The sequence below is a fragment of the Brevundimonas sp. genome, assembly GCF_035627055.1.
Taxonomy (GTDB): domain Bacteria; phylum Pseudomonadota; class Alphaproteobacteria; order Caulobacterales; family Caulobacteraceae; genus Brevundimonas.
On the sequence record NZ_DASPMM010000010.1, the window covers coordinates 69,390 to 93,522 of the forward strand.

Annotated in this window: 16 protein-coding genes; 12 read left to right on the forward strand and 4 right to left on the reverse strand. The window is 69.9% G+C overall.

All coding sequences use genetic code 11. The annotated features are described in order from the left end of the window. Positions 1–2 precede the first annotated feature (2 nt). Complete coding sequence (locus VEA98_RS04095; protein WP_414642136.1) at positions 3–1,760, reverse strand: alpha-amylase family glycosyl hydrolase; 1,758 nt, start codon at positions 1,758–1,760, stop codon at positions 3–5. Positions 1,761–2,104: 344 nt separating this feature from the next. On the opposite strand from VEA98_RS04095, the gene VEA98_RS04100 reads away from it, so the two are divergent. The 3 genes from VEA98_RS04100 (at position 2,105) to VEA98_RS04110 (ending at position 7,027) form a co-directional block, all read left to right on the forward strand. After that, positions 2,105–4,840: a TonB-dependent receptor gene (locus VEA98_RS04100; protein ID WP_324811203.1), complete on the forward strand. Its 2,736-nt coding sequence runs from the start codon at positions 2,105–2,107 to the stop codon at positions 4,838–4,840. A gap of 192 nt (positions 4,841–5,032) precedes the next feature. Next, on the forward strand, positions 5,033–6,322 hold the full coding sequence (locus tag VEA98_RS04105) for a sugar MFS transporter (RefSeq protein WP_324811204.1): 1,290 nt from the start codon (positions 5,033–5,035) through the stop codon (positions 6,320–6,322). Between the two features lie 102 nt (positions 6,323–6,424). Next, positions 6,425–7,027 carry a hypothetical protein gene (locus VEA98_RS04110; protein WP_324811205.1) on the forward strand — a complete coding sequence of 201 codons (603 nt, stop codon included), beginning with the start codon at positions 6,425–6,427 and terminating at the stop codon, positions 7,025–7,027. Here the strand turns inward: VEA98_RS04110 and VEA98_RS04115 are convergent. Continuing rightward, positions 7,024–8,535, reverse strand: a complete 1,512-nt coding sequence (locus VEA98_RS04115) for a tryptophan halogenase family protein (RefSeq protein WP_324811206.1) — start codon at positions 8,533–8,535, stop codon at positions 7,024–7,026. The two genes, VEA98_RS04110 and VEA98_RS04115, sit on opposite strands and share 4 nt — an antisense overlap. Positions 8,536–8,759: 224 nt before the next feature. Here VEA98_RS04115 and VEA98_RS04120 point away from each other — a divergent pair, with 224 nt between their 5' ends. Next, positions 8,760–10,925 (forward strand): AGE family epimerase/isomerase, encoded by a 2,166-nt coding sequence (locus VEA98_RS04120; protein WP_324811207.1) that lies wholly within the window; start codon positions 8,760–8,762, stop codon positions 10,923–10,925. On the opposite strand, the gene VEA98_RS04125 is transcribed toward VEA98_RS04120, so the two are convergent. After that, entirely contained in the window at positions 10,926–11,072 is a 147-nt protein-coding gene (locus VEA98_RS04125) for a hypothetical protein (protein ID WP_324811208.1), read from the reverse strand. It lies immediately after the preceding gene. A 143-nt stretch (positions 11,073–11,215) separates the two neighbouring features. Here VEA98_RS04125 and VEA98_RS04130 point away from each other — a divergent pair, with 143 nt between their 5' ends. After that, on the forward strand, positions 11,216–11,905 hold the full coding sequence (locus tag VEA98_RS04130) for an acylneuraminate cytidylyltransferase family protein (RefSeq protein WP_324811209.1): 690 nt from the start codon (positions 11,216–11,218) through the stop codon (positions 11,903–11,905). Between the two features lie 4 nt (positions 11,906–11,909). Here VEA98_RS04130 and VEA98_RS04135 read toward each other — a convergent pair whose 3' ends face one another. Next, complete coding sequence (locus VEA98_RS04135) at positions 11,910–12,923, reverse strand: M48 family metalloprotease (protein WP_324811210.1); 1,014 nt, start codon at positions 12,921–12,923, stop codon at positions 11,910–11,912. Between the two features lie 130 nt (positions 12,924–13,053). On the opposite strand from VEA98_RS04135, the gene VEA98_RS04140 reads away from it, so the two are divergent. The 7 genes from VEA98_RS04140 to VEA98_RS04170 all read left to right on the forward strand — a co-directional run bounded on the left by VEA98_RS04140 (position 13,054) and on the right by VEA98_RS04170 (position 24,012). Beyond that, the gene (locus tag VEA98_RS04140) at positions 13,054–14,064 is read left to right on the forward strand and encodes an NAD-dependent 4,6-dehydratase LegB (protein WP_324811211.1); all 1,011 of its coding nucleotides are present in this window, start codon (positions 13,054–13,056) and stop codon (positions 14,062–14,064) included. Positions 14,065–14,087: 23 nt separating this feature from the next. After that, the gene (neuC, locus tag VEA98_RS04145; protein ID WP_324811212.1) at positions 14,088–15,248 is read left to right on the forward strand and encodes a UDP-N-acetylglucosamine 2-epimerase; all 1,161 of its coding nucleotides are present in this window, start codon (positions 14,088–14,090) and stop codon (positions 15,246–15,248) included. Beyond that, positions 15,245–16,321: an N-acetylneuraminate synthase gene (neuB, locus tag VEA98_RS04150; protein ID WP_324811213.1), complete on the forward strand. Its 1,077-nt coding sequence runs from the start codon at positions 15,245–15,247 to the stop codon at positions 16,319–16,321. The genes neuC and neuB overlap by 4 nt, the downstream gene beginning before the upstream one ends. After that, positions 16,318–16,962: a NeuD/PglB/VioB family sugar acetyltransferase gene (locus VEA98_RS04155; protein ID WP_324811214.1), complete on the forward strand. Its 645-nt coding sequence runs from the start codon at positions 16,318–16,320 to the stop codon at positions 16,960–16,962. The genes neuB and VEA98_RS04155 overlap by 4 nt, the downstream gene beginning before the upstream one ends. After that, positions 16,959–18,008, forward strand: coding sequence for a nucleotidyltransferase family protein (locus tag VEA98_RS04160; RefSeq protein WP_324811215.1), 1,050 nt, complete (start codon positions 16,959–16,961; stop codon positions 18,006–18,008). The genes VEA98_RS04155 and VEA98_RS04160 overlap by 4 nt, the downstream gene beginning before the upstream one ends. A gap of 173 nt (positions 18,009–18,181) precedes the next feature. After that, on the forward strand, positions 18,182–18,985 hold the full coding sequence (locus VEA98_RS04165) for a metallophosphoesterase family protein (RefSeq protein WP_324811216.1): 804 nt from the start codon (positions 18,182–18,184) through the stop codon (positions 18,983–18,985). 152 nt (positions 18,986–19,137) lie between these two features. Next, a complete protein-coding gene (locus VEA98_RS04170) occupies positions 19,138–24,012 on the forward strand; it encodes a M10 family metallopeptidase C-terminal domain-containing protein (RefSeq protein ID WP_324811217.1) in 4,875 nt (1,624 codons plus the stop codon). Positions 24,013–24,133: the final 121 nt, after the last annotated feature.

Consider the following 24,133-nt stretch of genomic DNA (forward strand, 5'->3'; position numbering starts at 1 on the left):
GCTCAACCTTCGGATACGCAGACAAGATAGCCCAGGGCGGGCACGGAGACGGAGACGGCGCCGGGCGCGGCGGCGTGGGCGGGGCACTGACCGAGCAGGGCGCGCCAGTCGGCCGAGCGGGTCTCGACCGGGATGTTGACGTGACGCGCCTCGGTGGAAGTGTTGAACACCACCAGCGTCTCGCCGTCATCATCCAGTCTGGAGATGGCGAGGACGCCCGCGGCCTGGTCGGCGATGCGGATGGCCACGCGGCCCCGGCGCAGACGGGCGTCGGCGGCGCGGACGCGGGTCATCTCGGCTATGCGGCGGTACATGTCCGCGTTGGTGTCGAACGGGCCCGAGGCGCGGCCGATGCGCCGGTCGTCGGCATAGGAGGGCGTGCGGGTCTCGAACATGTCCTGCCGCGCGCGGCGGTCGTCGCCGTCGCCGGTGAAGCCCTGCTCGTCGCCGTAGTAGATCACCGGCACGCCGCGCCCGAGCAGGACCAGGGCGTGGGCCAGGGCCGAACGGTCGAGCAGTTCCGCGTCGGAGATGTCCGGCATGGCCTTGAGGATCAGATGGCCGATCCGGCCCATGTCGTGGTTGCCGGTGAAGGTCGGCAGCTGACGCGCACTCTCGACTCCGCCGGCGTAGATGGCGTCCTCCATCAGCAGATAGCCCATGGCGTCGGGGTGCTGCACGCCGGTGACCATGTTCTGGACCACCCGCTGATAGGCGAAGTCGAGCACGGTCGGCAGGCCGTCGACGACCGTGTGCATCGCCGCCGTGCCGGTCTGGAAGTCGAAGGTCTCGCCGAAGATGTGGAAATTCGGAATGCCCCGGGCGCGCGCCCGTTCGAGGATGGCGGGGACGAAGGCCTGCCAGAATTCGGGATTGACGTGCCGCGCCGTGTCGATGCGAAAGCCGTCGATCCCATACTCGTCGATCCAGCCGCCGTAGATGTCGATGAAGCCCTGGATGACCCGCGGGTGTTCGGTGAACAGATCGTCGAGGCCGGAGAAATCGCCGTCCATGCGGGCTTCGCTGTACCAGGCGCTGTTGCCCCGGTTGTGATAGAGCGACACGTCGTTGAGCCAGGCCGGGACCTTGACCGCCTCCTCGCCCGGCGGGTTGTAGGGCGTGTACGCATAGTCGGGGCGGGTCAGGCGCGAGAAGTCGCCGCCCGGTTCGCCGGTGAAGCCCTCGTTGATCGGCTCGCCATCCAGGCCGCCGCGGCGCTGGTACGGGTAGTCGCCCTTCCAGCGGTAGCCGCAGTCGTTGTCCGGACATTCGCGGTAGCGAATGACGTCGGCGGTGTGGTTGATGACGATGTCCAGATAGACCTTCATGCCGCGGGCATGGGCGGCGTCGACGAGGGCGCGGAAGTCGTCGTTGGTCCCGAAATGCGGGTCGATGCGGGTGAAGTCCGTGATCCAGTAGCCGTGGTAGGCGGCGCTCTCCTGGCCCGGCGGGCCCTGAACCCATTTGTTGACGAACGGCGGCGCGACCCACAGGGCGGTGGCGCCGAGCCCCTGGATATAATCGAGGCGGCCGGTCAGGCCGCGCAGGTCCCCGCCGTGAAAGAAGCCGGGATCCGTCGGATCGTAGCCGGTCTGAAGCCGATCGCCCCGCGCGCCGCCCCGGTCGTTGGCGGGGTCGCCGTTGGCGAAGCGGTCGGGCAGCAGGAAATAGATCACCTCGTCCCCGGCCGGACGGTCGCGCACCGGGTCCTGAGGGGCGAGAGCCTGAGCCGGGGCGGCCGCGGCCAGCGCCGCGAACACTACGCACGCCGCGGTCGCGCCTGCGCTGATCGGGCGCCTCAAACGTCCCGGCATCGTCTCTGTCCCTTCGGCTTGTCCGCAGACAGCGTGGCCAGCGGATTGGTTTGCAAGATTTTGCAGCGGAGCCGGCGGATGTCAACCGCTCCATGAAGCACGTCCAAATTGCGGCGCTGCAAGGGAAAGCTACGTTGTGCAGTGCAATACAGCGGCGAACGTCGTCGCATTTCCGCCACGGATGATCGACGTCCGCTGCGAGAGCGCTTGCATCCTTTCCATAAGTTTGCATAACTTTGCGATACCGCCGGACGCCTCGGCAGAAATGCGCCGGACTTAGGGAGACTGAGATGAGAGCCCACATCACTCGCCGCGCCCGCCTGCTCGGGAGCGCCGGCCTCGGCGCCGTCGCCGCCCTGGCGTTCGCCGGAGCCGCCTCCGCGCAGGACACGCCGCAGGACACGCCGCAGGACGACGAGGCGACTCAGGTCGAGGAGGTGGTCATCACCGGCATCCGGAGTTCGATCGAAAGCTCCATCGCCGCCAAGCGTGAGAACTCCTCGATCGTGGAGGTCGTCACCGCCGAGGACATCGGCAAGCTGCCGGACATGTCGATCGCCGAGTCACTGGCCCGGCTGCCGGGTCTCGCGGCGCAGCGTCAGGATGGCCGCGCCCAGGTCATCACCATTCGCGGTCTCGGCCCGGACTTCACCACCGCCCTCCTCAATGGTCGGGAACAGGTCACCACCGGCGACAACCGCGGCGTCGAGTTCGACCAGTATCCGTCCGAGGCCCTGGCCAGCGTCGTGGTCTACAAGACGCCGGACGGCTCCCTGCTCGGTCAGGGGCTCGCCGGCACCGTCGATCTGCGCACCATCCGTCCCCTGCAGCATGGCCGCCGGACGATCGCGGCGAACGCGCGGTACGAGTGGAACGACATCGGCGCCCTGAACGAGGGCACGAGCGACAACGGCAACCGCTTCACGCTGTCGTACATCGACCAGTTCGCCGACGACACGATCGGGATCGCCCTGGGCTACGCGCACATGTCGTCGCCCTACCAGGCCGAGCGCTATGAGGCGTGGGGCTACGCCGACGCCGGCGGCGGCAATGTCGTGGTCGGCGGCGCAAAGCCGTTCATCATGTCGTCGGAACTCGAGCGTGACGGATTCTTCGGCACCCTTGAGTGGCGGCCGAACGACCGCATCCACTCAACCATCGACGCCTTCTACTCGGAGTTCGACAACACCCAGGTGGTGCGCGGCATCGAGCTGCCGCTGCTGTGGGGCGGGTCGCCCCTGTCGAACGCGACCGTCGAGGATGGCCTGGTCGTGGCCGGCACCTATTCGAACGTGCGCGGCATCGGCCGCGGCGACATCACGTCGCGCGAGTCCAAGCTGACCTCGGTCGGCTGGAACACCGAAGTCGTGCTGAACGACCGCTGGATGCTGGAAACCGACCTCAGCTACTCGAAGGTCGACCGCACCGACCAGATCCTGGAAACCTACTGGGGCACGGGCCGCAACGGGACGGGACCGACGGCCACGGTCGACTTCGTCATGGGCGACGACGGCGTGCCGCAGTTCACCTCGAGCCTCGACTATGCCGACCCGACAACAATGCTGCTCACCGCGCCGCAGGGCTGGGGCGGCGACGTCGTTCCGGGCGGTCAGGACGGCTATCTGAACAAGCCGACCATCCTGGACGAACTGCAGGCCGCGCGGGTCACCCTGCATGGCGAGCTGGACGCGCGGGCCTTCAGCGGCATCGAGCTGGGCCTCTACGTCTCCTCCCGCGAAAAGCAGATGATCGCCGACGAATGGTACCTGTCCATTCCGGGCGGCGGCGCCGTTCCGGTTCCTTCGGAGTTCCTGATGGAGCCGACCACCCTGTCCTATGCAGGAATCGACGGCATTCTCAGCTACGACACCCAGGCCCTGCTCGACAGCGGCTTCTACGACCTGGTGCGCAACCCGTACGGCGACGTCCAGCGGAAGAACTGGACCGTCCAGGAAGACGTGGCGATCGCCCACGTGAAGGTCGACGTCGACGCCATGACGGGAAGCATCCCGGTCACCGGCAACCTGGGCCTGCAGGTGGTCTATACCGACCAGTATTCGACCGGCTTCGCCGCGACCGGCAGCGGGCCGACGCTGCAGTACATCCCGATCGACGGCGGCGTCTCCTATGTCGAGCTGCTGCCCAGCATGAACCTGGCCTTCGAGCTTGGGGACGATCTCTATCTGCGTACGGCGCTGGCCCGCACCATGGCCCGCCCTCGCATGGACCAGATGCAGGCCGGCCGCGGCTTCGGTTTCAATCCGACGCTCAACGTGCCGGGGGCCACGATCAGCAACTCGCCCTGGAGCGGCGGGGGCGGCAACCCCGAGCTCCGGCCCTGGATCGCGCGCGTCGCGGACATCTCGGTGGAACGCTACTTCGGCCGTTCGGGCTATGTGTCGCTGGCGGCGTTCTACCGACACCTCGAGACCTTCGTCTACGATCAGCAGCTTCCCATGGACTTCACCGGCTTCCCGGTGCCGCCGGGCAACGTGCCGGTCATCAACGAGGGACTCTACAACTCGCCCCAGAACGGGGACGGCGGGGCGATGTGGGGCGTCGAATTCGCAGCCTCGGTTCCGTTCGACCTGTTCAGCCCGGCCCTGGAAGGCTTCGGCGCCCAGTTCAGCGTCTCACAGAACGAAAGCCAGATCGAGCGCCCGGGCACCGGCGTGCGGACCGCCATCCCCGGCCTTTCCGAGACCGTCGGCAACCTGACGCTCTATTATGAACGCTACGGCTTCCAGAGCCGGATCAGCGCGCGCCACCGCTCGGAGTTCCTCGGCGAAATGTCGGGCTTCGCCAACGGCCGGACGCTGCGCCAGGTGGCCGCTGAGACCGTGCTCGACGCCCAGCTCGGCTACGAGTTCCAGTCCGGCCCGGCCGAGGGCCTGTCGATCCTCGCCCAGGTCAACAACCTGACCGACGAACCGTTCTTCACCTATGAGAACGGCGACGAGCGCCGGGTCATCAATCACCAGCGCTACGGCCGGACCTTCATGGTCGGCCTGAATTTCCGCTACTGATCGTCCCAACCGATCAGCGAGACTGGGCCGCTTTCGGGAGACCGGAGCGGCCCTTTTTGCCTCAGGACCCTCACCGGGCGGGCCACTTTTGGTTACCGCCCCGGTAAAACGGCTGGACGTGGCCGTGCGACGATGAAACCGTTTACGCCAGCGCCGCGCGCGCCACTTGCACGGCTATCCCCGGGGAGAGACATGACCGATACGAAAGCGCCGGCGCGGCAGGGCACGACCCTCGCCTTCGCCTATGTGACGACCCTGTTCTTCGCCTGGGGTTTCGCCACCTCGTTGATCGACCCGCTGATCGCGGCGGTGCGCCGGGTGTTCGACCTCAGCACGGCGGAGGCCATGCTGACCGCCTCGGCCTGGTTCATCGCCTACGCCGTGGTCTCGGTGCCGGCGGCGGCGGTGCTGAGCAAGCTGGGCTACAGCCGCTCGATCATCTCCGCCCTGGCGGTGATGGTGCTCGGCTGCCTGATCGTGCCCGCGGCCACCCTCATGGACTGGTACCCCGGCGTACTGATCGCCCTGTTCGTCATCGCCTCGGGCGTCACCCTGCTCCAGGTCGCCGCCAATCCGCTGGTCGCCGCCCTGGGGTCGCGGAAGAGCTCGCACGCGCGGCTGAATTTTTCGCAGTTCTTCAACTCGCTGGGCACGACCGTCGGGCCCTACCTCGGCTCGACCGTCCTGCTGACCGGCGGGGTGTTCGCGGCCGGGGCCGTGGTCACCGCCGCGACGCGGGAGGAGTCGCTGCGCAGCATCGATTTCGCCTTCCTGGCGCTGGGAGCCTTCTTCGCCGTCGTCGCCTTCTTCATCTTCACGGCGCGCAGGAAGATCAACGCCGCCGCCGCCGGCGCCGAGGAGGCGGGCGGCGTGTCCTCGCCGTTCAAGGCCTTCAGTTCGCCGTGGGCCCTGTTCGGCGCCCTGGCCATCTTCATCTACGTGGGTTCGGAGGTCGCCATCGGCGGCATCCTGACCAACTTCCTCAGCAGCCCGACGGTCCTGGACATTCCCGAGGCCGACGCCGGCCGCATGGTCAGCCTCTACTGGGGCGGGGCCATGGTGGGCCGCTTCATCGGGGCCCTGTTGCTGACCCGGGTGCGGGCGGGCGTGCTGCTGACCATCAACACGACGGTCGCCGCCCTGCTGTGCCTGATCGTGACCCAGACGTCGGGCGAGACCGCCGCCTATGCCGCGATCGCCGTCGGCTTCTTCAACTCGATCATGTTCCCGACCATCTTCACCCTGACGCTGGAGCGGTCGACGGCCCCCACCTCGGCGACCTCCGGCCTGCTGTGCACCGCCATCGTCGGCGGCGCGGTGCTGCCCTATATCGGCGGACAGATCGCGGACGCGTCGGCGACCTTCAACCCGGTCTTCTATGTGCCGCTGGCCGGCTATGTGCTGCTGACCGTCTTCGCCCTCGCGGCGGCGCGGACGCGGAGCCGCGATGGCGACGTGGCGGCGGCGCCGGCGCCCCACTGACCGGCATCACGCGAAGCTGAAGGCCGCCGGGGCATCCCCCGGCGGCCTTTCTGCGTTTCGGGGGCTTCGCCAGTGTCGGCGGAGCGTCAGTGAGCGTGAGCAGTGCGCGTGTGGATACTCGGCGTCGCGTTGGCGCTGATCGCGAGCCAGGCCTGGGCCGCCGTGACGGTGACCTTCTACGCCCACCCCGGGGCGCGGATCCGGGGCGGCGAGCTGCTGTTCCCGCACGCCTATGTGCATGCGGAAGGGACCCTCGACGCCACCGGCGAGCCGGTCGACTGGTCCGCCGGTTTCACGGCCCTGAGCCCCGGGCCGCAACTGCTGTTCGGCCGGGGCCGCGGCGTGGTGACGGCGCCGGACGCCCGCTACGTCAGCGAGGGCCGTCCGTTCCTGAAGCTGACCGTCGACGACGCCACCTGGCGTGCGCTGAAGGCGCGGGCCGAATGGTGGAACAGCCGCGAGGGCTCGGTCTATGACCTGAGGCGGCGCAACTGCATCACCTTCGTCGCCGACCTGGCGAGGGTGGCCGGACTGAGGACCGCGCGCGAGCCGTCGATGAAGCCGGGGACCTTCCTGGAGGCGACGGCGGCGCTCAATCCCCGGGCCGTCTGGCGAGAGGGACCGGACGCGCCGCTCTCGCCCGAGCCGCCCCTCGTCATCGTCGTCCAGCCTGCCGACGGGCCGGTCCCGGAGCCGGTCCGCTAGGCCTCGCCCGCCCACATGTTGTTGGCCTTCAGGAAGGCCTCGTGGTCGGGCAGGGCGTCCACCGTGCGGGCGAAGACGTCGGAGATGTTGCGCAGCCCCGCGGCCGCGCGATCCGGGTCTTGGTAGCTGTACAGGGGATTGAACATCCGCGGCTGGATGCCCTGGCCGTACATCACGGTCAGCCAGGAGGACTGGCTGAAGTACTCGTCGGCGCCGACCTGGTAAAGCATGGCCCGGTCGCGGAAGGCCTCGACCCGCTCGGCCAGGCTGTCGGGGATCGGCATGGCCGCCACCTGCCGCCAGAACGGCGTGTCGTCCCTCTGGGTCGCGTGATAGTGCAGGATGACGAAGTCGCGGATCAGCTCGACCTCGCGCCCCAGCCGGCGATTGTAGGCCGCGATGTTGACCGGGCTGAACGACCGGTCCGGGAAATGCTGCAGCAGGCGGACCAGGCCCGCCTGGACCAGGTGGATGCTTGTCGACTCGAGCGGTTCGATGAAGCCGCTGGACAGGCCGAGGCTGACCACGTTGCGGTCCCAGAAGGCCTTGCGCCGCCCCGTGACGAAGCGGAGCGTCCGCGGCTCGGCCAGCGCTTCGTCGTCGAGATTGGCCAGCAGGGTTTGGCGCGCCGCGTCGTCGTCGATGTGGTCGGAACAGTAGACGTAGCCGTTGCCGGTGCGATGCTGCAGGGCGATGCGCCACTGCCAGCCCGCCTCGCGGGCCGTGGACAGCGTATAGGGCGTGGCCGGTCCCACCTTGGCGCAGGGGACGGCCACGGCGCGGTTTACCGGCAGCCAGCGGGACCAGTCCTCGTAGCCGGCCTTCAGCGCGCCCTCGATCAGCAGGCCCCGGAAGCCGGTGCAGTCGATGAACAGATCCGCGCCCAGGCTGCGGCCGTCCTCGAGGGTGAGGCTGTCGATGAAGCCGTCCTCGGGGCGCTGGATCACTTCGGCGACCTTGCCCTCGATCCGCTCCACGCCGCGGCCCTCGCAGACCTTGCGCAGGTATTTGGCATAGAGGCCGGCGTCGAAATGGTAGGCGGTGAACAGGCCGTTGCGCGGTGAGCGGGGGTCGGCGTCCCTGACCCCGACCTTGCCGGCCTCGGCGGCGCGCCAGCAGAGCGAATAGTCGCCGAGCGGGCCGACCCGGTCCTTCGACTTGAGGGCGAAGTAGGTCTGCTGGAAATCGCCCAGCGTCGGCCCGGGGCCGAAGGTTCCGAACGGATGGGTGTAGCGGGCGCCGACCCGGCCCCAGTCCTGGAAGACGATGGCCACCTTGAGCGTCGCCTTGGTCTCGCGCATGAACTCGGCTTCGTCGAGCCCGATCATGACGTTGAAATCACGGATCGGCGGCACGGTGGCCTCGCCGACGCCGACGATGCCGATCTCCTCGGACTCGACCAGGGCGACCTTCACATGCGGGCCGAGGGTTCGCTGCAGGGCCGCCGCGGCCATCCATCCCGCCGTTCCGCCCCCCACGATCAGGATGCTGCGGATCGGCTCGGCCATCTGCTCAGCCTTGTCTGGAGGCCGACGGGCGTCGGCGCGGTGGAGGAATCGGTTGCCCGCCGCCAGCATATCTGGATGCTGCCCATTTCCAATCATGGCCGGGCCTGCCAGGGCCGGTCGACTCGATGGCCGCCAATTCACCACCTGTTACGGTCGCGGCGCCACAAAGAGCGATCACGTCCTGTGGCGGTACAGGGGCCGGCCCGGCGACAGGGGATGCAGCGATGGCGATCTTTCCGGTGATCCTGTGCGGCGGCGCCGGGACCCGGCTCTGGCCGGCGTCGCGCGACCAGCGGCCGAAGCAGTTCATCAGCCTGGCCGGCGACCTGACGCTGTTCCAGGAGGCTGTGGCGCGCGTGGCCCCGCTGGCCGGCGAGGACGGCCGGATCGTGGTCGTCGCCGGCCGCGACCATGCCGCCTCGATCGCGGAACAGCTGGACGGTCTGGAGGTGGTGATGCTGGTCGAGCCCAGCGCCCGGGACTCCGCCCCGGCCGTGGCCGCGGCGGCGGAATGGATCGCCCGCCAGGACCCCGACGGCCTCGCGCTGTTCGTCGCCTCCGACCACCACATCCCCGACGGGGCGGGGTTCAGGGCGGCGGTGCTGGAGGGGGCGAAGGCGGCGGCGGCGGGCCGCATCGTCACCTTCGGGGTGCGGCCCAGCGAGCCGTCGTCCGCCTATGGCTATATCCAGCCGGATGGGCCGGGGCTGGCTCCGGTCAGGCGATTTGTCGAGAAACCCGACCGCCAGCGCGCCGAGACCTATGTCGCGGACGGCTATCTGTGGAACAGCGGCAACTTCACGGTCCGGGCGGATATCCTGCTGGCGGAGCTGGACCGGCTGGCGCCCGAGGTTCTGAAGGCGGTGCGCGACGCCCTGCCCGAAGACGGCGGCGCCACGGTGGCCCTGACCGACGCCTTCAATGCGGCGCCGCGCATCTCGATCGACTACGCCGTGATGGAGAAGAGCGACCGGGTGTCTGTGCTCCCGGTCGCGTTCGGCTGGTCCGACCTCGGGGCCTGGGACGCCGTGGCGGCGGCCGGGCATGCGGACCGCGGTCTGTGGATCGGCGGCGAAGGCGACGGCGCCAATCTGGTGCGCGCGGCCGAGGGCATGGTCATCGCCACCGCGGGGGTGAGCAACCTGGCGATCATCGCGGAGCCCGACGCCGTGCTCGTCTGCCACCTCAGCCGGTCGCAGGAGGTGAAGGGGCTGGTCGAACGCTTGCGCGAACTCTCGCCGGTCCATGTGCGGGGCGGCCTGACCGGCGCGGAGACGCTTCACGGCCTGGCAGGCGAGTTCGATCGCTGGATGCGGTTCAACGCCCTGCCGTTATGGGCGACGGTGGGCGTGGCGCCCGACGGCGGTTTCCACGAGGCCATTGACCACGGCGGGACCCCGGTCGGCGACTTCCGGCGGGCGCGGGTCCAGGCCCGGCAGGCCTATGTCTACAGCGTGGCGGGTCAGGCGGGCTGGGCCGGGCCGTGGCGGCGGCTGGTCAAGGACGGCCTCGACCGGTTCGAGGCGACCAACCGGCGGGCGGACGGACTGTACCGCACCCGCGTGTCGGCTGAGGGGGAGACGCTCGACGATACGGCGTCGCTGTACGACCAGGCCTTCGCCCTGCTGGCCTTCGCGGCCGCGGCGCAGGCAGGGGTGGAGACCGGTCTGATGACGGCGCGGGCGCAGGCGCTGCGGCAGGCGCTCGCCGGTCTGGCCCATCCGGGCGGCGGCTGGCGCGAGGACGCGGGCCATCCGTTCCAGGCCAACGCTCACATGCATCTGCTCGAGGCCTGTCTGGCCTGGGAGGCGCTGGAGCCGGACGGGGCCTGGAGGGCCATGGCCGACGCCATCGTGGACCTGGCCCGAAGCGCATTCATCGACCGCGAAGGCGGCTTCCTGCGCGAGTTCTTCGAGGCCGACTGGCGTCCGGCGTCGGGCCAGCGCGGCGCCCTCGTCGAGCCGGGCCACCAGTTCGAATGGGGCTGGTTGCTGACCCGCTGGGGGCGGGCCAGGTCGGAGGACTGGTCGGCCGGCGCGGCGCGACGGCTGTACGAGGTCGGCTGCAAGGGGGTCGACGCCGGGCGGGGCGTCGCGATCGACGAACTGGACGACCAGCTTGCGGTCCGCTCGGCCAAGGCGCGCCTGTGGCCGCAGACGGAACGGCTGAAAGCGGCCCTGATCCTCGGCGTCGAGGCGCCGCCGGAGCACGCGGTCCGGGCGCTGAGGGGCCTGCAACTGTATCTGGAGCCCACCGGGCTCTGGCGCGACAAGCAGCAGCCGGACCGGAGCTTTGTCGAGGAGGCGGCTCCGGCGAGTTCCTTGTATCACATCGCCGCGGCCTGGGTTCAGCTGCGCGAGAGCGTGCCGGATCCGGCCGCGCAGCAATAGTCAGACGAAGGCCTTCGGCTCGCGCAGGGGCGTCGGAACCGCGCGGGCCGGCGGAAGGACGATGACCTCTCCGTACAGCCCGGCCGCCTGCAGACGAAGGGGCCTTGCCGGCGGCGTTTGCTGGGTCGGCTGTTCGCTTCGCTTCATGCCGTCCTCCCCAAAAGAGCAACCCGGAAAACTTAACGCCCCGTTAGGCAGTCCCGTCAAGGCTTGCGGCTCGACGCGGCAGGCGCGACCGGGTTTGATGGCCGGGGTCCGCGGGCCCCCGACAGGGGCGACGAGAGGCTGAAATGATTGGAGACCGGTCCGTTCTCGCCGTCATCCCCGCCCGCGGCGGATCGAAGGGCCTGCCCGGCAAACACCTCATGCCGCTGGGGGGACGGCCCCTGATCGCCTGGACCATCGAGGCGGCCCGCAGATCACGATGCATCGACCGCCTGATCCTGTCGTCTGACGATGCGGAGATCATGGCGGCGGCCGGGGGGCTCGGCTGCGAGGCGCCGTTTCAGCGGAGCCCGGAGTTGTCCGGCGACCACGCATCCTCGATCGACGTGGCCCTGGACGCGCTCGACCGGGCGCCGGGATATCAGGTCGTCGTGCTGTTGCAGCCCACCTCTCCCCTGCGAACCGCGGACGACATCGACGGCGCCCTGCACAGGATGGAGCAACTCCAGGCGCCGAGCTGCGTCTCGGTCTGCGAAGCGCCGAACCATCCGTGGCTGACCTTCGCGCAGGACGGACAAGGTCGCCTCGATCCGTTCGCCAGCCCGCCCCGGGGCGCCAGCCTGCGACGGCAGGATCTGCCGCCGGCCTGGGTGCTGAACGGCGCCGTTTACGCGGCGGACGCGGCGTGGCTGCGCCGGGAGCAGGCCTTTCTGCGGCCGGGAGAGACGGCGGCCTGGGAAATGCCGGTGGAACGGTCGGTCGATATCGACACCCTGGCGGACTTCCGGGCGGCGGAACGGCTGGCGGGGGGCTGATCCCTCAGGGCAGAAGGTCGCCGCCGGCGCTGCGTTTCGCCTCGATCTCGCGCTCGACCGCTTCCAGCGCCGCAGCCCGCGCGCCGGCCGAGGCGTGGCCGACCTGGGGATAGCGGACCCGCCAGTTCGAAGCGCCGAAGCGCCGCCAGAACGGCGCGGCGGCGGCCGGATCGTAGCCGGCGCGGGCGGAGAGATAGAGCCCGACCCGGTCGGCCTGCTGCTCCGCGCCGCCGCGGCCGCCATCGGCCCGCCAGGCCCCCTCGTTGACGCGCCGGGCCGCGCCGCCCGTGTCGTTCCACGGCCGGTGACCGAGCACATGGTGGGCCAGTTCGTGCCCGAGGATCACCGCCAGTTCGTCGTCGCTCTGCGCGAACCCGGCCAGGGCGGTGCTGATGAACAGGCGGCGACCGTCGGCCCGGGCGTTCAGCTCGTCAGACGGATCCAGCTGGACCTCATAGCCGCAGGCGCGTCGCGGCCGGATCACGAGGTCGACCGGGCCGCCCTCGCGCTGCACCGCGAAGCGGGCGGATCCCCGGGCGAGGGCGGCGTCGACGACGGCGATATTGGCCGCCAGGCCTTCCCAGGCGGCGGCCCCTCCGGGTTCGCCGGGAGAGAGGGCGACGCCATCCACCGCCAGAAGAAGGTCGCCGACGCGAAAACCCGCCGCGGCGGCCGGGGACCCCGGCGGGGCGACGAGCACGCCGGGCAGATCGCCGCGCAGGCCGAAACGCGCCTCCGCGTGCGGCCTCAGCTCAAGGCTGTACTGCCGCGCGGAGTGCAGGGCCCATCCGGCGGAGAGCCGCACCGTCGGGCAGAGATCGGCGTTGGCCTCCGAGAGCCGCCAGGCGACCCGGGCCACCCTCTGGTCGAGGTCGGTGAGGGCGGCGAGGCGCAGGGGCGCGTCGCCGGACTGCGGCTGGACGGACGGCGACAGGTCCGGGGTCGGTGTGCAGGCGCCGCCCGCCGCCGTCAGGGCGGCCCCGAACAGCAGGCGCAGAAGCAGTCGAGCGGATGCCATGCGGCCAAGAACACCATGCGCCGGAGGATGACAACGCGAAGCGGCGAATTGTGCATCCCGGCCGGCGGCCTTTTTCGGTTCGTTAACAGGCGCTAATCACGCTGCCTGGGAGGCGGCCTGGAACGGATCGATGAAGCTGGACGGCAGACGCATACTGGTCACCGGCGCGGATGGCTTCATCGGCTCCCATCTGACCGAGCGCCTGGTCGCGCGAGGCTGCGACGTGCGCGCCTTCGTCCAGTACAACAGCTTCGGGTCGTGGGGCTGGCTGGACGCGGCCCCGTCCTCCGTGCGCCAGTCGCTGGACGTCTTCGCCGGCGACATTCGCGATCCCCATGGCGTGCGCACGGCCATGACCGGCTGCGACGTGGTTCTGCACCTCGCGGCGTTGATCGCCATTCCGTACAGCTACCACTCGCCCCAGACCTATGTGGAGACCAACGTCCTCGGCACGCTGAACGTGGTGCAGGCGGCGCGTGATCTGGGGGTGGAGCGGGTGGTCCATACCTCGACCAGCGAGGTTTACGGCACCGCCCGCTTCGTGCCGATCACCGAGGCCCATCCGCTGCAGGGGCAGTCGCCCTATTCGGCCTCCAAGATCGGGGCCGACCAGATCGCCCTGAGCTTTCACGCCGCCTTCGGCACGCCCGTGACGGTGATCCGGCCCTTCAACACCTATGGACCGCGGCAGTCGGCGCGCGCCGTCATTCCCACGGTGATCAGCCAGATCGCGGCCGGCGCGGATCAGATCAGGCTGGGGGCGGTGCATCCCACGCGCGACTTCACCTTCGTCAGCGACACCGCCCGCGCCTTCGAGGCCCTGGCGGAATGCGACGCGGCCGTGGGGCAGGTCGTCAACGCCGGCAGCGGCTTTGAAATCAGCATCGGCGACACCGCGCGAACCATCATCGAGCTGATGGGCCGGGAGGTGACGATCGTCACCGACGAGCAGCGCCTGCGGCCGGAGGCGAGCGAGGTCGAGCGGCTGTGGGCCGACAGCGGCCTGATGCAGTCCCTGACCGGCTGGGCGCCGGAGTATGGCGGCGGCGACGGGTTCCGACGCGGGCTGGCGGAGACCATCGCCTGGTTCGGCGATCCGGCGAACCTCGGCCGCTACAGCCCTGACCGGTACGTGCTGTGAGCCGGCCGGCCGGGTGCTTCGGCATGACCACCCCGCGCCGCATCTGCGTGATCACCGGCGGTCGGGCCGAGTACGGGCTGCTGCAATGGGTGATGCACGAGATCCGGGCAGCCCCGGATCTGGAGCTGCAGCTCATCGTCACGGGGGCCCATCTGGAGCGCCGCTTCGGCCTGACGGTGGAGCAGATCGAGGCCGACGGGTTCCGGATCGATGCGCGCGTGCCGCTGGGTCTGGACGGGGACGCCGCCGGCGATGTCGTCCGGGCGATGGCGCGATGCCTGACCGGCGTGTCCGAGGCGCTGGATCGTCTGCAGCCGGACATCGTGCTGGTGCTGGGCGACCGGTACGAAATTCTCGCGGCGGCGGAGGCGGCGCTGATCCATGGCGTTCCCCTGGCCCACATCGCCGGCGGCGACGTGACCGAAGGGGCGTTCGACGAGTCGATCCGCCACGCCCTGACCAAGATGGCCCACATCCACCTGACCACCCACGCCACGGCGGCCGCGCGCGTCATCCAGATGGGCGAGGACCCGGCCCGGGTGCATGTGGTCGGCAGCCCGGGGCTCGACCACCTGCGCCGCACGCCCCTGCTGGAAGGCGAGGCGCTGGAGGCGGCGCTGGGGGCTCCCTTGGGCGAGCGCAACCTGCTGGTCACCTGGCATCCGGTCACCTTGGAAGCCGGCGGAGGCCTGGCCGGCTTCGACGCCCTGCTGGCCGCGCTCGACGCCCTCGGCCCCGCGGTGACCAAATGGATCACCCGTCCGAACGCCGATCCGGGCGGCGCGGCGGTGGAGGCGCGGCTGGATCGCTGGGCGGCGGGGCGGGCGGATGTCCATGTGTTCGCGTCCCTTGGACAGCTGCGCTATCTGTCGCTGATGGCGCAGGTGGATGCGGTGGTCGGGAACTCGTCGAGCGGCCTGTACGAGGCCCCGTCGCTTCGAACGCCGACCGTCGACATCGGCGACCGCCAGAAGGGACGGCTGGCCGCGGCGTCGGTGCTCCATTGCAGCGCCGAGGCCGGCGCGATCGAGGACGCCATCCGCCGCGCCCTGACCATGGACTGTTCGGGCGTCGAGAACCCCTATGGCGACGGGAAAAGCGCCCGCCGCATCGTCGAGCTGTTGCGAGCGGCGCCGCCTCGCGATGTCCTGCTGGCCAAGCGATTCCACGAGGTGGGGGCGTGACCGACCGGGTCTTCGTCATCGCCGAGGCGGGGGTGAACCACGACGGTTCGCTGGCTGACGCCCTGCGTATGGTCGACGTCGCGGCGGAGGCCGGGGCGGACGCGGTCAAATTCCAGACCTTCGACTCGGCCCAGCTGGCCACGCGCCGGGCCGGCAAGGCCGCCTACCAGGTCCGCAACACCGGTGCGGATGACGGCCAGCTGTCCATGCTGAAGGCGCTTGAGCTGGACCGCGACGCCCATCACGCGCTTGCCGACCGGGCCGCGGAGCGGGGCGTCCGTTTCATGTCGACCGCCTTCGATCTCGACAGCCTCGCCTTCCTCACCACCCTGGACATGCCGGCGATCAAGATCCCCTCCGGCGACCTGACCTGGGGCGCGATGTTGCTGCAGGCGGCGCGGCTGGGGCGGCCGCTGATCGTCTCCACCGGCATGGCGACGCTGGACGAGATCGGAGACGCCCTGGCCGTGATCGCCTTCGCCCTGACACGGGAGGGAACCCCCTCCGGCCCGGCTGAACTGGCCGGAGCCTTCGCCGACCCGGCGGCGCAGGCGGCGTTGCGTGAGCGCGTCACCCTGCTGCACTGCACGACCGAATATCCCGCTCCGCTGGAAGCCGTGAACCTGCGCGCCATGGACCTGATGGCCGGGACCTTCGGCCTGCCGGTCGGCTACTCCGACCACACGCTCGGCATGACGGTGGCGATCGCCGCCGCCGCGCGGGGGGCGAGGGTGATCGAGAAGCATTTCACCCTCGATCGGAGCCGTCCGGGGCCGGATCACGCCGCTTCGCTGGAGCCGGAGGAACTGGCCGCCATGATCGCCGCGATCCGGCAGGTCGAGACGGCGTTGGGCGAGGCGCGCAAGGCGCCGGCACCCCAGGAGGTCGGCAACCGGGCTATCGCCCGCCGCAGTCTGGTCGCGGCCCGGCCGATCGCCGCCGGGGAGCCTTTCAGCCTCGACAATCTGACGGCCAAGCGGCCGGCCGACGGCCTGTCGCCGATGGCGCTCTGGCCCTTGCTGGGCCGGCCCTCGCCGCGGGCCTATGCGCCAGACGAGGCGGTCGAGGCATGAGCGGGCGTCCGGTGATCGTGGTCGGCGCCGGCGGGCATGGGCAGGTGGTGGCCGATGCGCTGCAGGCCTCCGGCCGGGTCGTGCTCGGGTTCGTCGAGCCCGCGGCCGCCCCGGGGGCCGCCATTGCGGGCCTGCCCGTGCTCGGAGACGACGGCTGGCTGAAAACGGACGGCGGCTATGACCTCGCCAACGGCCTTGGCGGGACAGGCGAGGCGTCAGGCCGCGGCCGCCGCCGCGTGGTGCAGGCGCGGCTCGAGGCCGCCGGCTTCAGCTTCGTGGACGTCCGGCACCCGACCGCCGTGGCGTCGCCCGCAGCCGGGATCGGACCCGGCGTCCAGCTGCTCGCCCGGGCGGTGGTGCAGGCCGGCGCCCGGGTCGGGGCCGGCGCCATCATCAACACCGGAGCCATTGTCGAACACGGCTGCCGCGTCGGCGCCTTCAGCCATTGCGCCACCGGGGCCATCCTGTGCGGCGACGTGACGATCGGCGAGGACGCCCATGTCGGCGCCGGCGCGGTCATCCGGCAGGGCGTGACCCTCGAGGACGGGGTCGTGGTCGGCGCGGGCGCGGTAGTGCTGGAGCCGGGGACCGGGCGGGGGCCGCTGATCGGCGTGCCGGCGCGACGCAGGGAGCGGACATGAAGGACTGGCAGGCGGCCCTGATAGGCCCCGAGGCGAATTTTCGCGATGCGCTGAAGGCGATTGACGCGACAGGGGCCGGCATGGCCCTGATCGTGGACGCGGACCGGCGGCTGATCGGGGCCCTGTCCGACGGCGATCTGCGCCGGGCCCTGATCCACGGCGCCGGGCTGGAGGATCCGGCGATGAACGCCGCCAACCGCCAGCCCCTGTGCATCGACCAGCACCAGGACAGGGCCGCCACCCTGGCGATGCTGCGGGCGCACAGCCTGCGCCAGCTTCCGGTGCTGGACGACGACCGGCGGGTGGTGGGCCTGAGCACCGTTTCGGACTTTCTCAACATCCCGGTGCGGCGCAATCCGGTGGTGATCATGGCCGGCGGCAAGGGCGAGCGGCTGGCTGAACTGACCCGGGAGACGCCGAAACCCATGCTCAAGGTCGGTCCCCGGCCGATCCTCGACACGATCGTCGGCAACCTCGCGGCCCAGGGGTTCCGTCATTTCTGGCTGGCCGTGAACTACAAGGCCGAGCAGATCGAGCGCCACTTCGGCGACGGCGGGGCGTTGGGGCTGGATATTCGCTACTTGCGGGAGACCCGGCCCCTGGGCACCTGCGGCGCGCTCAGCCTGCTGCCCTCTCCGCAGGAACCGTTCGTGGTCACCAACGGCGATGTCCTGGCCAAGGCCGACTACGGCCATGTGCTCGACTCCCACCTGGAGTCCGGCGCGTCGGCCACCGTCGTGGTGCGCGACTATCAGATGCAGGTGCCGTTCGGGGTGGTGAACGCCGACGAAGGGCGCATCCTCGCGATCGAGGAAAAGCCGACGCAGAACTATATGATCAGCGCGGGCGCCTATGTGTTGTCGCCGGAAGCGCTCGGTCTGGTGCCGCCCGACGCCTACTACGACATGCCGGCCCTTATCGCGGAGATGATCGCCCGCGGCATGCCCGTGCGGCAGCAACGCGCCGAGGGGTATTGGATGGACATCGGCCGCCCGCCTGACTATGCGCAAGCCAACGCTGATTTCCCAGCGGTGTTCGACACTTAGGTCGGACGTTTTTCGAACGCACGCCAGGGATAGCGGAGAGCCGCCCCGGGATTCATATAGGTGCGCGGCCGAAAACCCGGCGGCATCCAGATCAGTGGACCATGTTTGGTAAACTTCTCAAGCGTCGCGCCCCGGTCAGGGCCCCCGATTCCCCCCGGATACCGGAGGGGACCGTGGTCTGGTCGGTCGGGGACATCCATGGCCGCGACGACCTGCTGAAGCCGCTCGTCGAAGCGATCCGGGCCGATCTGAGGACCTCGGACGCGCCGCGCAAGCTGGTCGTGTTCCTCGGCGACTACATCGACCGGGGGCCTGGCTCCCGCGAGGTGCTGAGGTATCTGGCGGCCCTGCCGCCTGAGGACGGCGTCGAATGGCGGTTTCTCAAGGGCAACCATGAGGAAACCATGCTGAAATTCCTCAACGACCCCTCGGTCGGCGCCCAATGGTGCGAATACGGCGGCGACGCCACCCTGAGATCGTACGGCCTGCGCCCGCCCGATCTGAAGCACCGCCTCGAGGCGTGGCGGCATCTGTCGTCCGACCTCGACCACAAGCTGACGGGCGACGAACGGGCCCTTCTGTCGAACCTCGAAATGAGCGTGACCGTGGGCGACTATTTCTTCGCCCACGCCGGGGCCCGGCCGGGCGAGCCCCTGGAGAGCCAGTCCGCGGAAGATTTGCTGTGGATTCGCAGCAGCTTCCTGCGCAGCGAGGTCGAGTTCGAGAAGGTCGTGGTTCACGGCCATACCCCGACCGCCGAGGTGCACGCCGATCGCCGCCGCATCGGCATCGACACGCGGGCCTATGAATCCGGCATGCTGACGGCGCTCAAGCTGAGCGGCGCCGGGCGGTGCATCCTCCAGGCGGTTGAGCCAAAACCGGTCGAGACCGGCGCAGGCGGGCTCGTTCCGCGTGAAATCGCCCTGCGGTGGACCGCCCTGCCGGCCGTGGCCGACCTGCAGGTGGCCCGCGGCTGAGGCGGCGATCGCCGCCGTTCAGCCGGCACCCGACTACAACGTCAACTTGTATCGCTGGCATCGCTCACCGCGAGTTGAAGCGGCCCCGCTTGTTGTTTCGCGAAGCCGCGTTACGGTGACCGCCTCAAAATTTCGTCGGTTGGGCCCAGATCATGTTCGATTCCTTCTCGCGGAGCTTCGGCTCGACCTCGCCGTACCTCGCTGACAACGGCGAAGTCCCGACCGTCGATCGCGTTCTGGACCCCTCGTTCGGGGCCATCGCCAGCTACCAGATCTGCGGCTGTTGCGGCAGCTTCCACGGCGCCACCAACGGCGCCGACGGGGGCGGGCTGGGCGTCATCCTGAACTCTGACGACCGCGGCATGTTCGGTCCGAACGGCAAGCCGTCGCTCGGTCCGATCGACGCCGGAGCCCAGATCACCCGCTCCAACATGAGCTGGGCGACCGGCCTTGGCCAGGCCGCGGTGGTGACCTACGCCTTCCGCGCCACGGCGTCGACGATGCCCACCGACACCACCGGCTTCTCGCAGTTCAACAATTTCCAGATCGCCGCCACCGAACTGGCGCTGGCCGCCTGGTCGGACGTGGCCAACATCACCTTCAACCGTGTCACGGATACCGGCAGCCAGTATTCGGACAATGCGACCATCCTGTTCGGCAACTACGCCAGCGGACAGGACGGGGCCGCCGCCTTCGCCTACCTGCCCGGCGGCATGCCCGGCGCCACCGACGCGGGCGCGGCCCAGGGCGACGTCTGGGTCAACAGCTCGCTGTCCTACAACGCCGTTCCGGTGATGCAGGCCTATGGCCAACAGGCCCTGCTGCACGAGATCGGCCACGCCATCGGCCTCAGCCACCCGGCCAACTACAACGCCAGCGCCACCGGGGTGATCACCTACGACGCCGACGCGACCTATTTCGAGGATTCGCGCCAGTACACGGTGATGAGCTACTTCAGCGAGCAGAACACCGGCGCTGATTTCCGCACCAACGGCGCCGGCAACAACCGCTATTCGGCGGTCCCGCTGCTCGACGACATCGCCGCGGCGCAGCGCCTGTACGGCGCCAACATGAACACCCGCACCGGCGACACGACCTACGGCTTCAACTCAAACGCGGGCCAGCCCTGGTTCAACGCCAACAACAGCTCAAGCGCGCTGATCTTCGCGGTCTGGGACGCCGGCGGCGCCGACACCTTCGACTTCTCCGGCTACAGCGTCGCCCAGACCATCGATCTGCGGCAGGGCGCCTTCTCCAGCGTCGGATCGCTGGTCGGCAACGTGGCCATCGCGATCGGCGTGGTGATCGAGAACGTCATCGGCGGCTCGGGCGTCGACACCATCCGCGGCAACTCGGCGGCCAACCGGATCACCGGCCATGGCGGCAACGACGTCATCGACGGCGGCCTGGGCTCCGACACGGTGGTCTTCTCGGGCAACCGCGCCAGCTACTCCGTGGTCTGGAACGGTCAGGTCGGCACCGTGACCGGTCCCGACGGCACGATCACCGTCCGCAACGTCGAATTCCTCCAGTTCTCGGACCAGACCATCGCCGCGGCCCCGACGGGCGGGCTGCTGGTCGCCGGCGACATCACCAATGAGACCATCACCGGCACCGGCTTCGCAGACACCATCGGCGGACTCGGCGGGACCGACACCATCAACGGCCTGGCCGGCGCGGACACGCTGAACGGCGGTTCGGGCAATGACGTCCTGAACGGCGGGGACGACGCCGACTTCCTGGTCGGCGGGCTCGGCAACGACGCGCTCAACGGCGGCGCGGGGGCCGACATCGCCGACTATTCCGGCGCGGGGACGGGGGTCATCGTCAACCTGTCGAACGGCACGGCCATCGGCGGCGCCGGCTCGGACACGCTCAGCAGCATCGAGGAAGTGCGCGGCACGGCCCATGCCGACACCCTGACCGGCGACGGCAACGCCAACATCCTGCGCGGCGGCGGCGGCATCGACACCCTGAACGGCGGCGGCGGGGCGGACCAGCTGTTCTCCGGCGCCCCGGGCGAAGGCGGCGGCGCCCCCGACATCGTCAAGGCGTTCAGCACCGCCAACAACTCGAGAGCCAACGCGGTGTCCCTGGCCGGCGGGTTCGACCTCGGGACGCGCAGCGACGTCGCCGACTCGACCACCATTCCTCACGCCACGGTCGTGGCGACCAGCCACGGCGGCAAGGAATTCTACGCCGTCACGGTGGGGGCGGGCGACACGATCGTGTTCGACATCGACAACGCCTCGTTCGACAGCGTGCTGCGCATCTATGACGCCAGCGGCAACCAGCTGGCCCAGAACGACGACTCCGCCAGCGACGGCGGTCCCGCGACCGACTCCGGCCTGAGCCAGACCTTCTTCGCCGCCGGCACCTATTACATCGAGGTGTCGCAGTGGCAGTCCGGCGCGGACGCCAGCCTGATCACCTCGGCCCCGCCGGCGGGCGGGACCTACACCCTGCACGTCTCGGTGCCGAGCGCGCCGGTGGCCCCCCTGATCTTCCTCGGCTCCACCATGAACGGCGACGCCGGGGCCGACACCCTCAACGGCGACGTCGGCCGAGACACCCTGAACGGCGGCGCCGACGACGACCTGCTGACGGGCGGCGGCGAGAACGACACCATCGACGGGGGGACCGGAACCGACACGGCGGTCTTCAGCGGCAACCGCTCGGCATATACGGTCAGCCTCAGCTCCGGCGTAACCACGGTGACCGGGCCGGAGGGCACGGACACGATCACCAACGTCGAGCGGCTGCAGTTCGCGGACGGGTTGTTCGACCCGAGCGGGGCCCCGCTGGGCGGCGGTCCGATCGACGGAACGGCGAATGCCGACACCCTCGGCGGCACGACCGGCGCCGACACGATCAATGGGCTGGGCGGCGATGACGTGATCACCGGCGGGCTCGGCGACGACACCATCGACGGCGGCGCGGGCACGGACACGGCCGTGTTCTCCGGTACGATGGCCGGCTCCACGGTTTCGACGGTCAGCGGCGTGACCACGGTGAGCGGGCCGAGCGGCGCCGACACCCTGACCAATGTTGAGCGGCTCCAGTTCTCCAACGGTACGCTGATCGTGGGCGCGGGTGGCGGCCAGTATTTCGCCGGCACGGCTGGGAACAACACCCTCAACGGAACCACCTTCAATGACCAGCTGGAGGGGCTGGCCGGCAACGACATCCTGGATGGCGGCGCGGGCGCCGACCTCATGACCGGCGGGACGGGCAACGACCGGTTCATCGTCGACCGCCAGGGCGACGTCGTCGTGGAAGCGGCGGGCGGCGGCACGGACCAGGTCTGGGCCTCGGCCGACTATGTGCTGGCCGCGGGCGTCGAGGTCGAGCAGCTGAAGACCACCAACGCCGCCGGAACGGGCGGGATCGACCTGACCGGCAACGAGATCGCCAACACGATCACGGGCAATGCCGGGGTCAATATCCTGAACGGGGGCGGTGGCGACGACGAGCTGTTCGGGCTCGGCGGCGCCGACATGCTGGATGGCGGCGTGGGCGCCGACAGGATGGTCGGGGGGACCGGGGCTGACCGCTACTATGTCGATAATGCCGGCGACATGATCTCCGAGTACAAGGGCGGCGGCACGGACCAGGTGTGGGCCTCGATCAGCTACACGCTGTCGTCGACCACCGAGGTCGAACAGCTGAAGACCGCCGACGCTGCAGGCACGGGGGCGATCGACCTCACCGGCAACAAGTTCGACAATACGGTCACCGGCAACGCGGGCGTGAACGCCCTCAATGGGGGGGGCGGTGACGACGTGCTGTTTGGCCTCGCCGGGGCGGACATGCTGGACGGCGGCGTCGGGGCCGATCGCATGGTCGGCGGCACGGGCGCCGACCGCTATTACGTCGACGACGCGGGCGACACGATCTCGGAATACAAGGGGGAGGGGACCGACCAGGTCTGGGCCTCGGTCAGCTACACCCTCTCCGCGACCACGGAGGTTGAACAGCTCAAGACCGTCGACGCCGCCGCCACCACCGCCATCGACCTGACCGGCAACAAGTTCGCCAACACCATTACCGGCAACGCCGGCGTCAACGTGCTGGACGGCGCGGCCGGAGATGACGAGCTGTTCGGCCTCGGGGGCGCGGACATCCTCGACGGGGGCGCGGGCGCGGACCGCCTGGTCGGCGGCACGGGCGCCGACCGCTACTACGTCGACAACGCGGGCGACGTGGTTTCGGAGTACAAGGGCGGCGGAACGGACCAGGTCTGGGCCTCGGTCAGCTACACCTTGGGAACGAGCACCGAGGTGGAGGTGCTGAGGGCCGTTGACGCCGCCGCCACCACCGCCATCGACCTGACCGGCAACAAGTTCGCCAACGCCATCACCGGCAACGCCGGGGTCAATACGCTGAACGGCGCCGCGGGCGATGACGTGCTCTGGGGGCGTGACGGCAACGACGCCCTGAACGGCGGATCAGGGACCGATACGGCCCGCTTCACGGGCGACCGGGCCTCATACATCATCAGCACGGTCGCCGGCGTCACCACCGTCGTGGGAGCCGACGGCGTCGACACCCTGACCTCCATCGAACAGCTGATGTTCTCGGACGGCTTCTACGATATCAGCGGGAACCTTCTCCCTCCGGCCGCGCCGCGGGCGAGCGAAGATTCGGCCGACAAGTCGGACGGGGCCTGGGTCATGCCGGCGGAGCCGGTTTCCTTCGGCGGAGACAGCCAGGTTTCCGGGGCCAAGGGCGAGGACGTCTGGACCCTGCCCGGGCTCGAGGCGGACGAGTTTCTCCCCACGGCCGTCGAGCCGGACGGTCCCTGGGTTCTCGGTCCGCTCGAGGCGGACTTCGGCGGCAACTTCGTCGACAGATGGGATGTCAGCGGGCCGCGCCAGGCGTCCGGGACCGACCTGTCGTGGGCGGAGGCCCTGTCTCTGGATCACGGGGCCGGCGCCGACCATTGGATGCGGGACGCAGATGCCGGCATGCTGCCGGGCGCCGACCTGGCCTTCTGGTCGGCCAAGTTCGGTCATTTCTTCGAATGACCGTCGAGGCTCGGCTCGGACTCTGATCAGATCCGCGCCGCCGATAGCCTGTCGCCGCGCCGCCCTCATTGCAGGGCGGCGCGGTTTCGGGCGATCTGCGGCAAGGTCGACATGACCGGAC

Excerpts from the sequence above, each read along its gene's own strand:
- VEA98_RS04125 (WP_324811208.1), bottom strand. The coding sequence starts at position 11,072 with ATGAAGCGAAGCGAACAGCCGACCCAGCAAACGCCGCCGGCAAGGCCC.
- VEA98_RS04155 (WP_324811214.1), top strand. The coding sequence starts at position 16,318 with ATGAGCGGGCGTCCGGTGATCGTGGTCGGCGCCGGCGGGCATGGGCAG.
- VEA98_RS04105 (WP_324811204.1), top strand. The coding sequence starts at position 5,033 with ATGACCGATACGAAAGCGCCGGCGCGGCAGGGCACGACCCTCGCCTTC.
- VEA98_RS04120 (WP_324811207.1), top strand. The coding sequence starts at position 8,760 with ATGGCGATCTTTCCGGTGATCCTGTGCGGCGGCGCCGGGACCCGGCTC.
- neuC (WP_324811212.1), top strand. The coding sequence starts at position 14,088 with ATGACCACCCCGCGCCGCATCTGCGTGATCACCGGCGGTCGGGCCGAG.
- VEA98_RS04130 (WP_324811209.1), top strand. The coding sequence starts at position 11,216 with ATGATTGGAGACCGGTCCGTTCTCGCCGTCATCCCCGCCCGCGGCGGA.
- VEA98_RS04170 (WP_324811217.1), top strand. The coding sequence starts at position 19,138 with ATGTTCGATTCCTTCTCGCGGAGCTTCGGCTCGACCTCGCCGTACCTC.
- VEA98_RS04135 (WP_324811210.1), bottom strand. The coding sequence starts at position 12,923 with ATGGCATCCGCTCGACTGCTTCTGCGCCTGCTGTTCGGGGCCGCCCTG.
- VEA98_RS04160 (WP_324811215.1), top strand. The coding sequence starts at position 16,959 with ATGAAGGACTGGCAGGCGGCCCTGATAGGCCCCGAGGCGAATTTTCGC.
- VEA98_RS04140 (WP_324811211.1), top strand. The coding sequence starts at position 13,054 with ATGAAGCTGGACGGCAGACGCATACTGGTCACCGGCGCGGATGGCTTC.
- VEA98_RS04115 (WP_324811206.1), bottom strand. The coding sequence starts at position 8,535 with ATGGCCGAGCCGATCCGCAGCATCCTGATCGTGGGGGGCGGAACGGCG.
- VEA98_RS04100 (WP_324811203.1), top strand. The coding sequence starts at position 2,105 with ATGAGAGCCCACATCACTCGCCGCGCCCGCCTGCTCGGGAGCGCCGGC.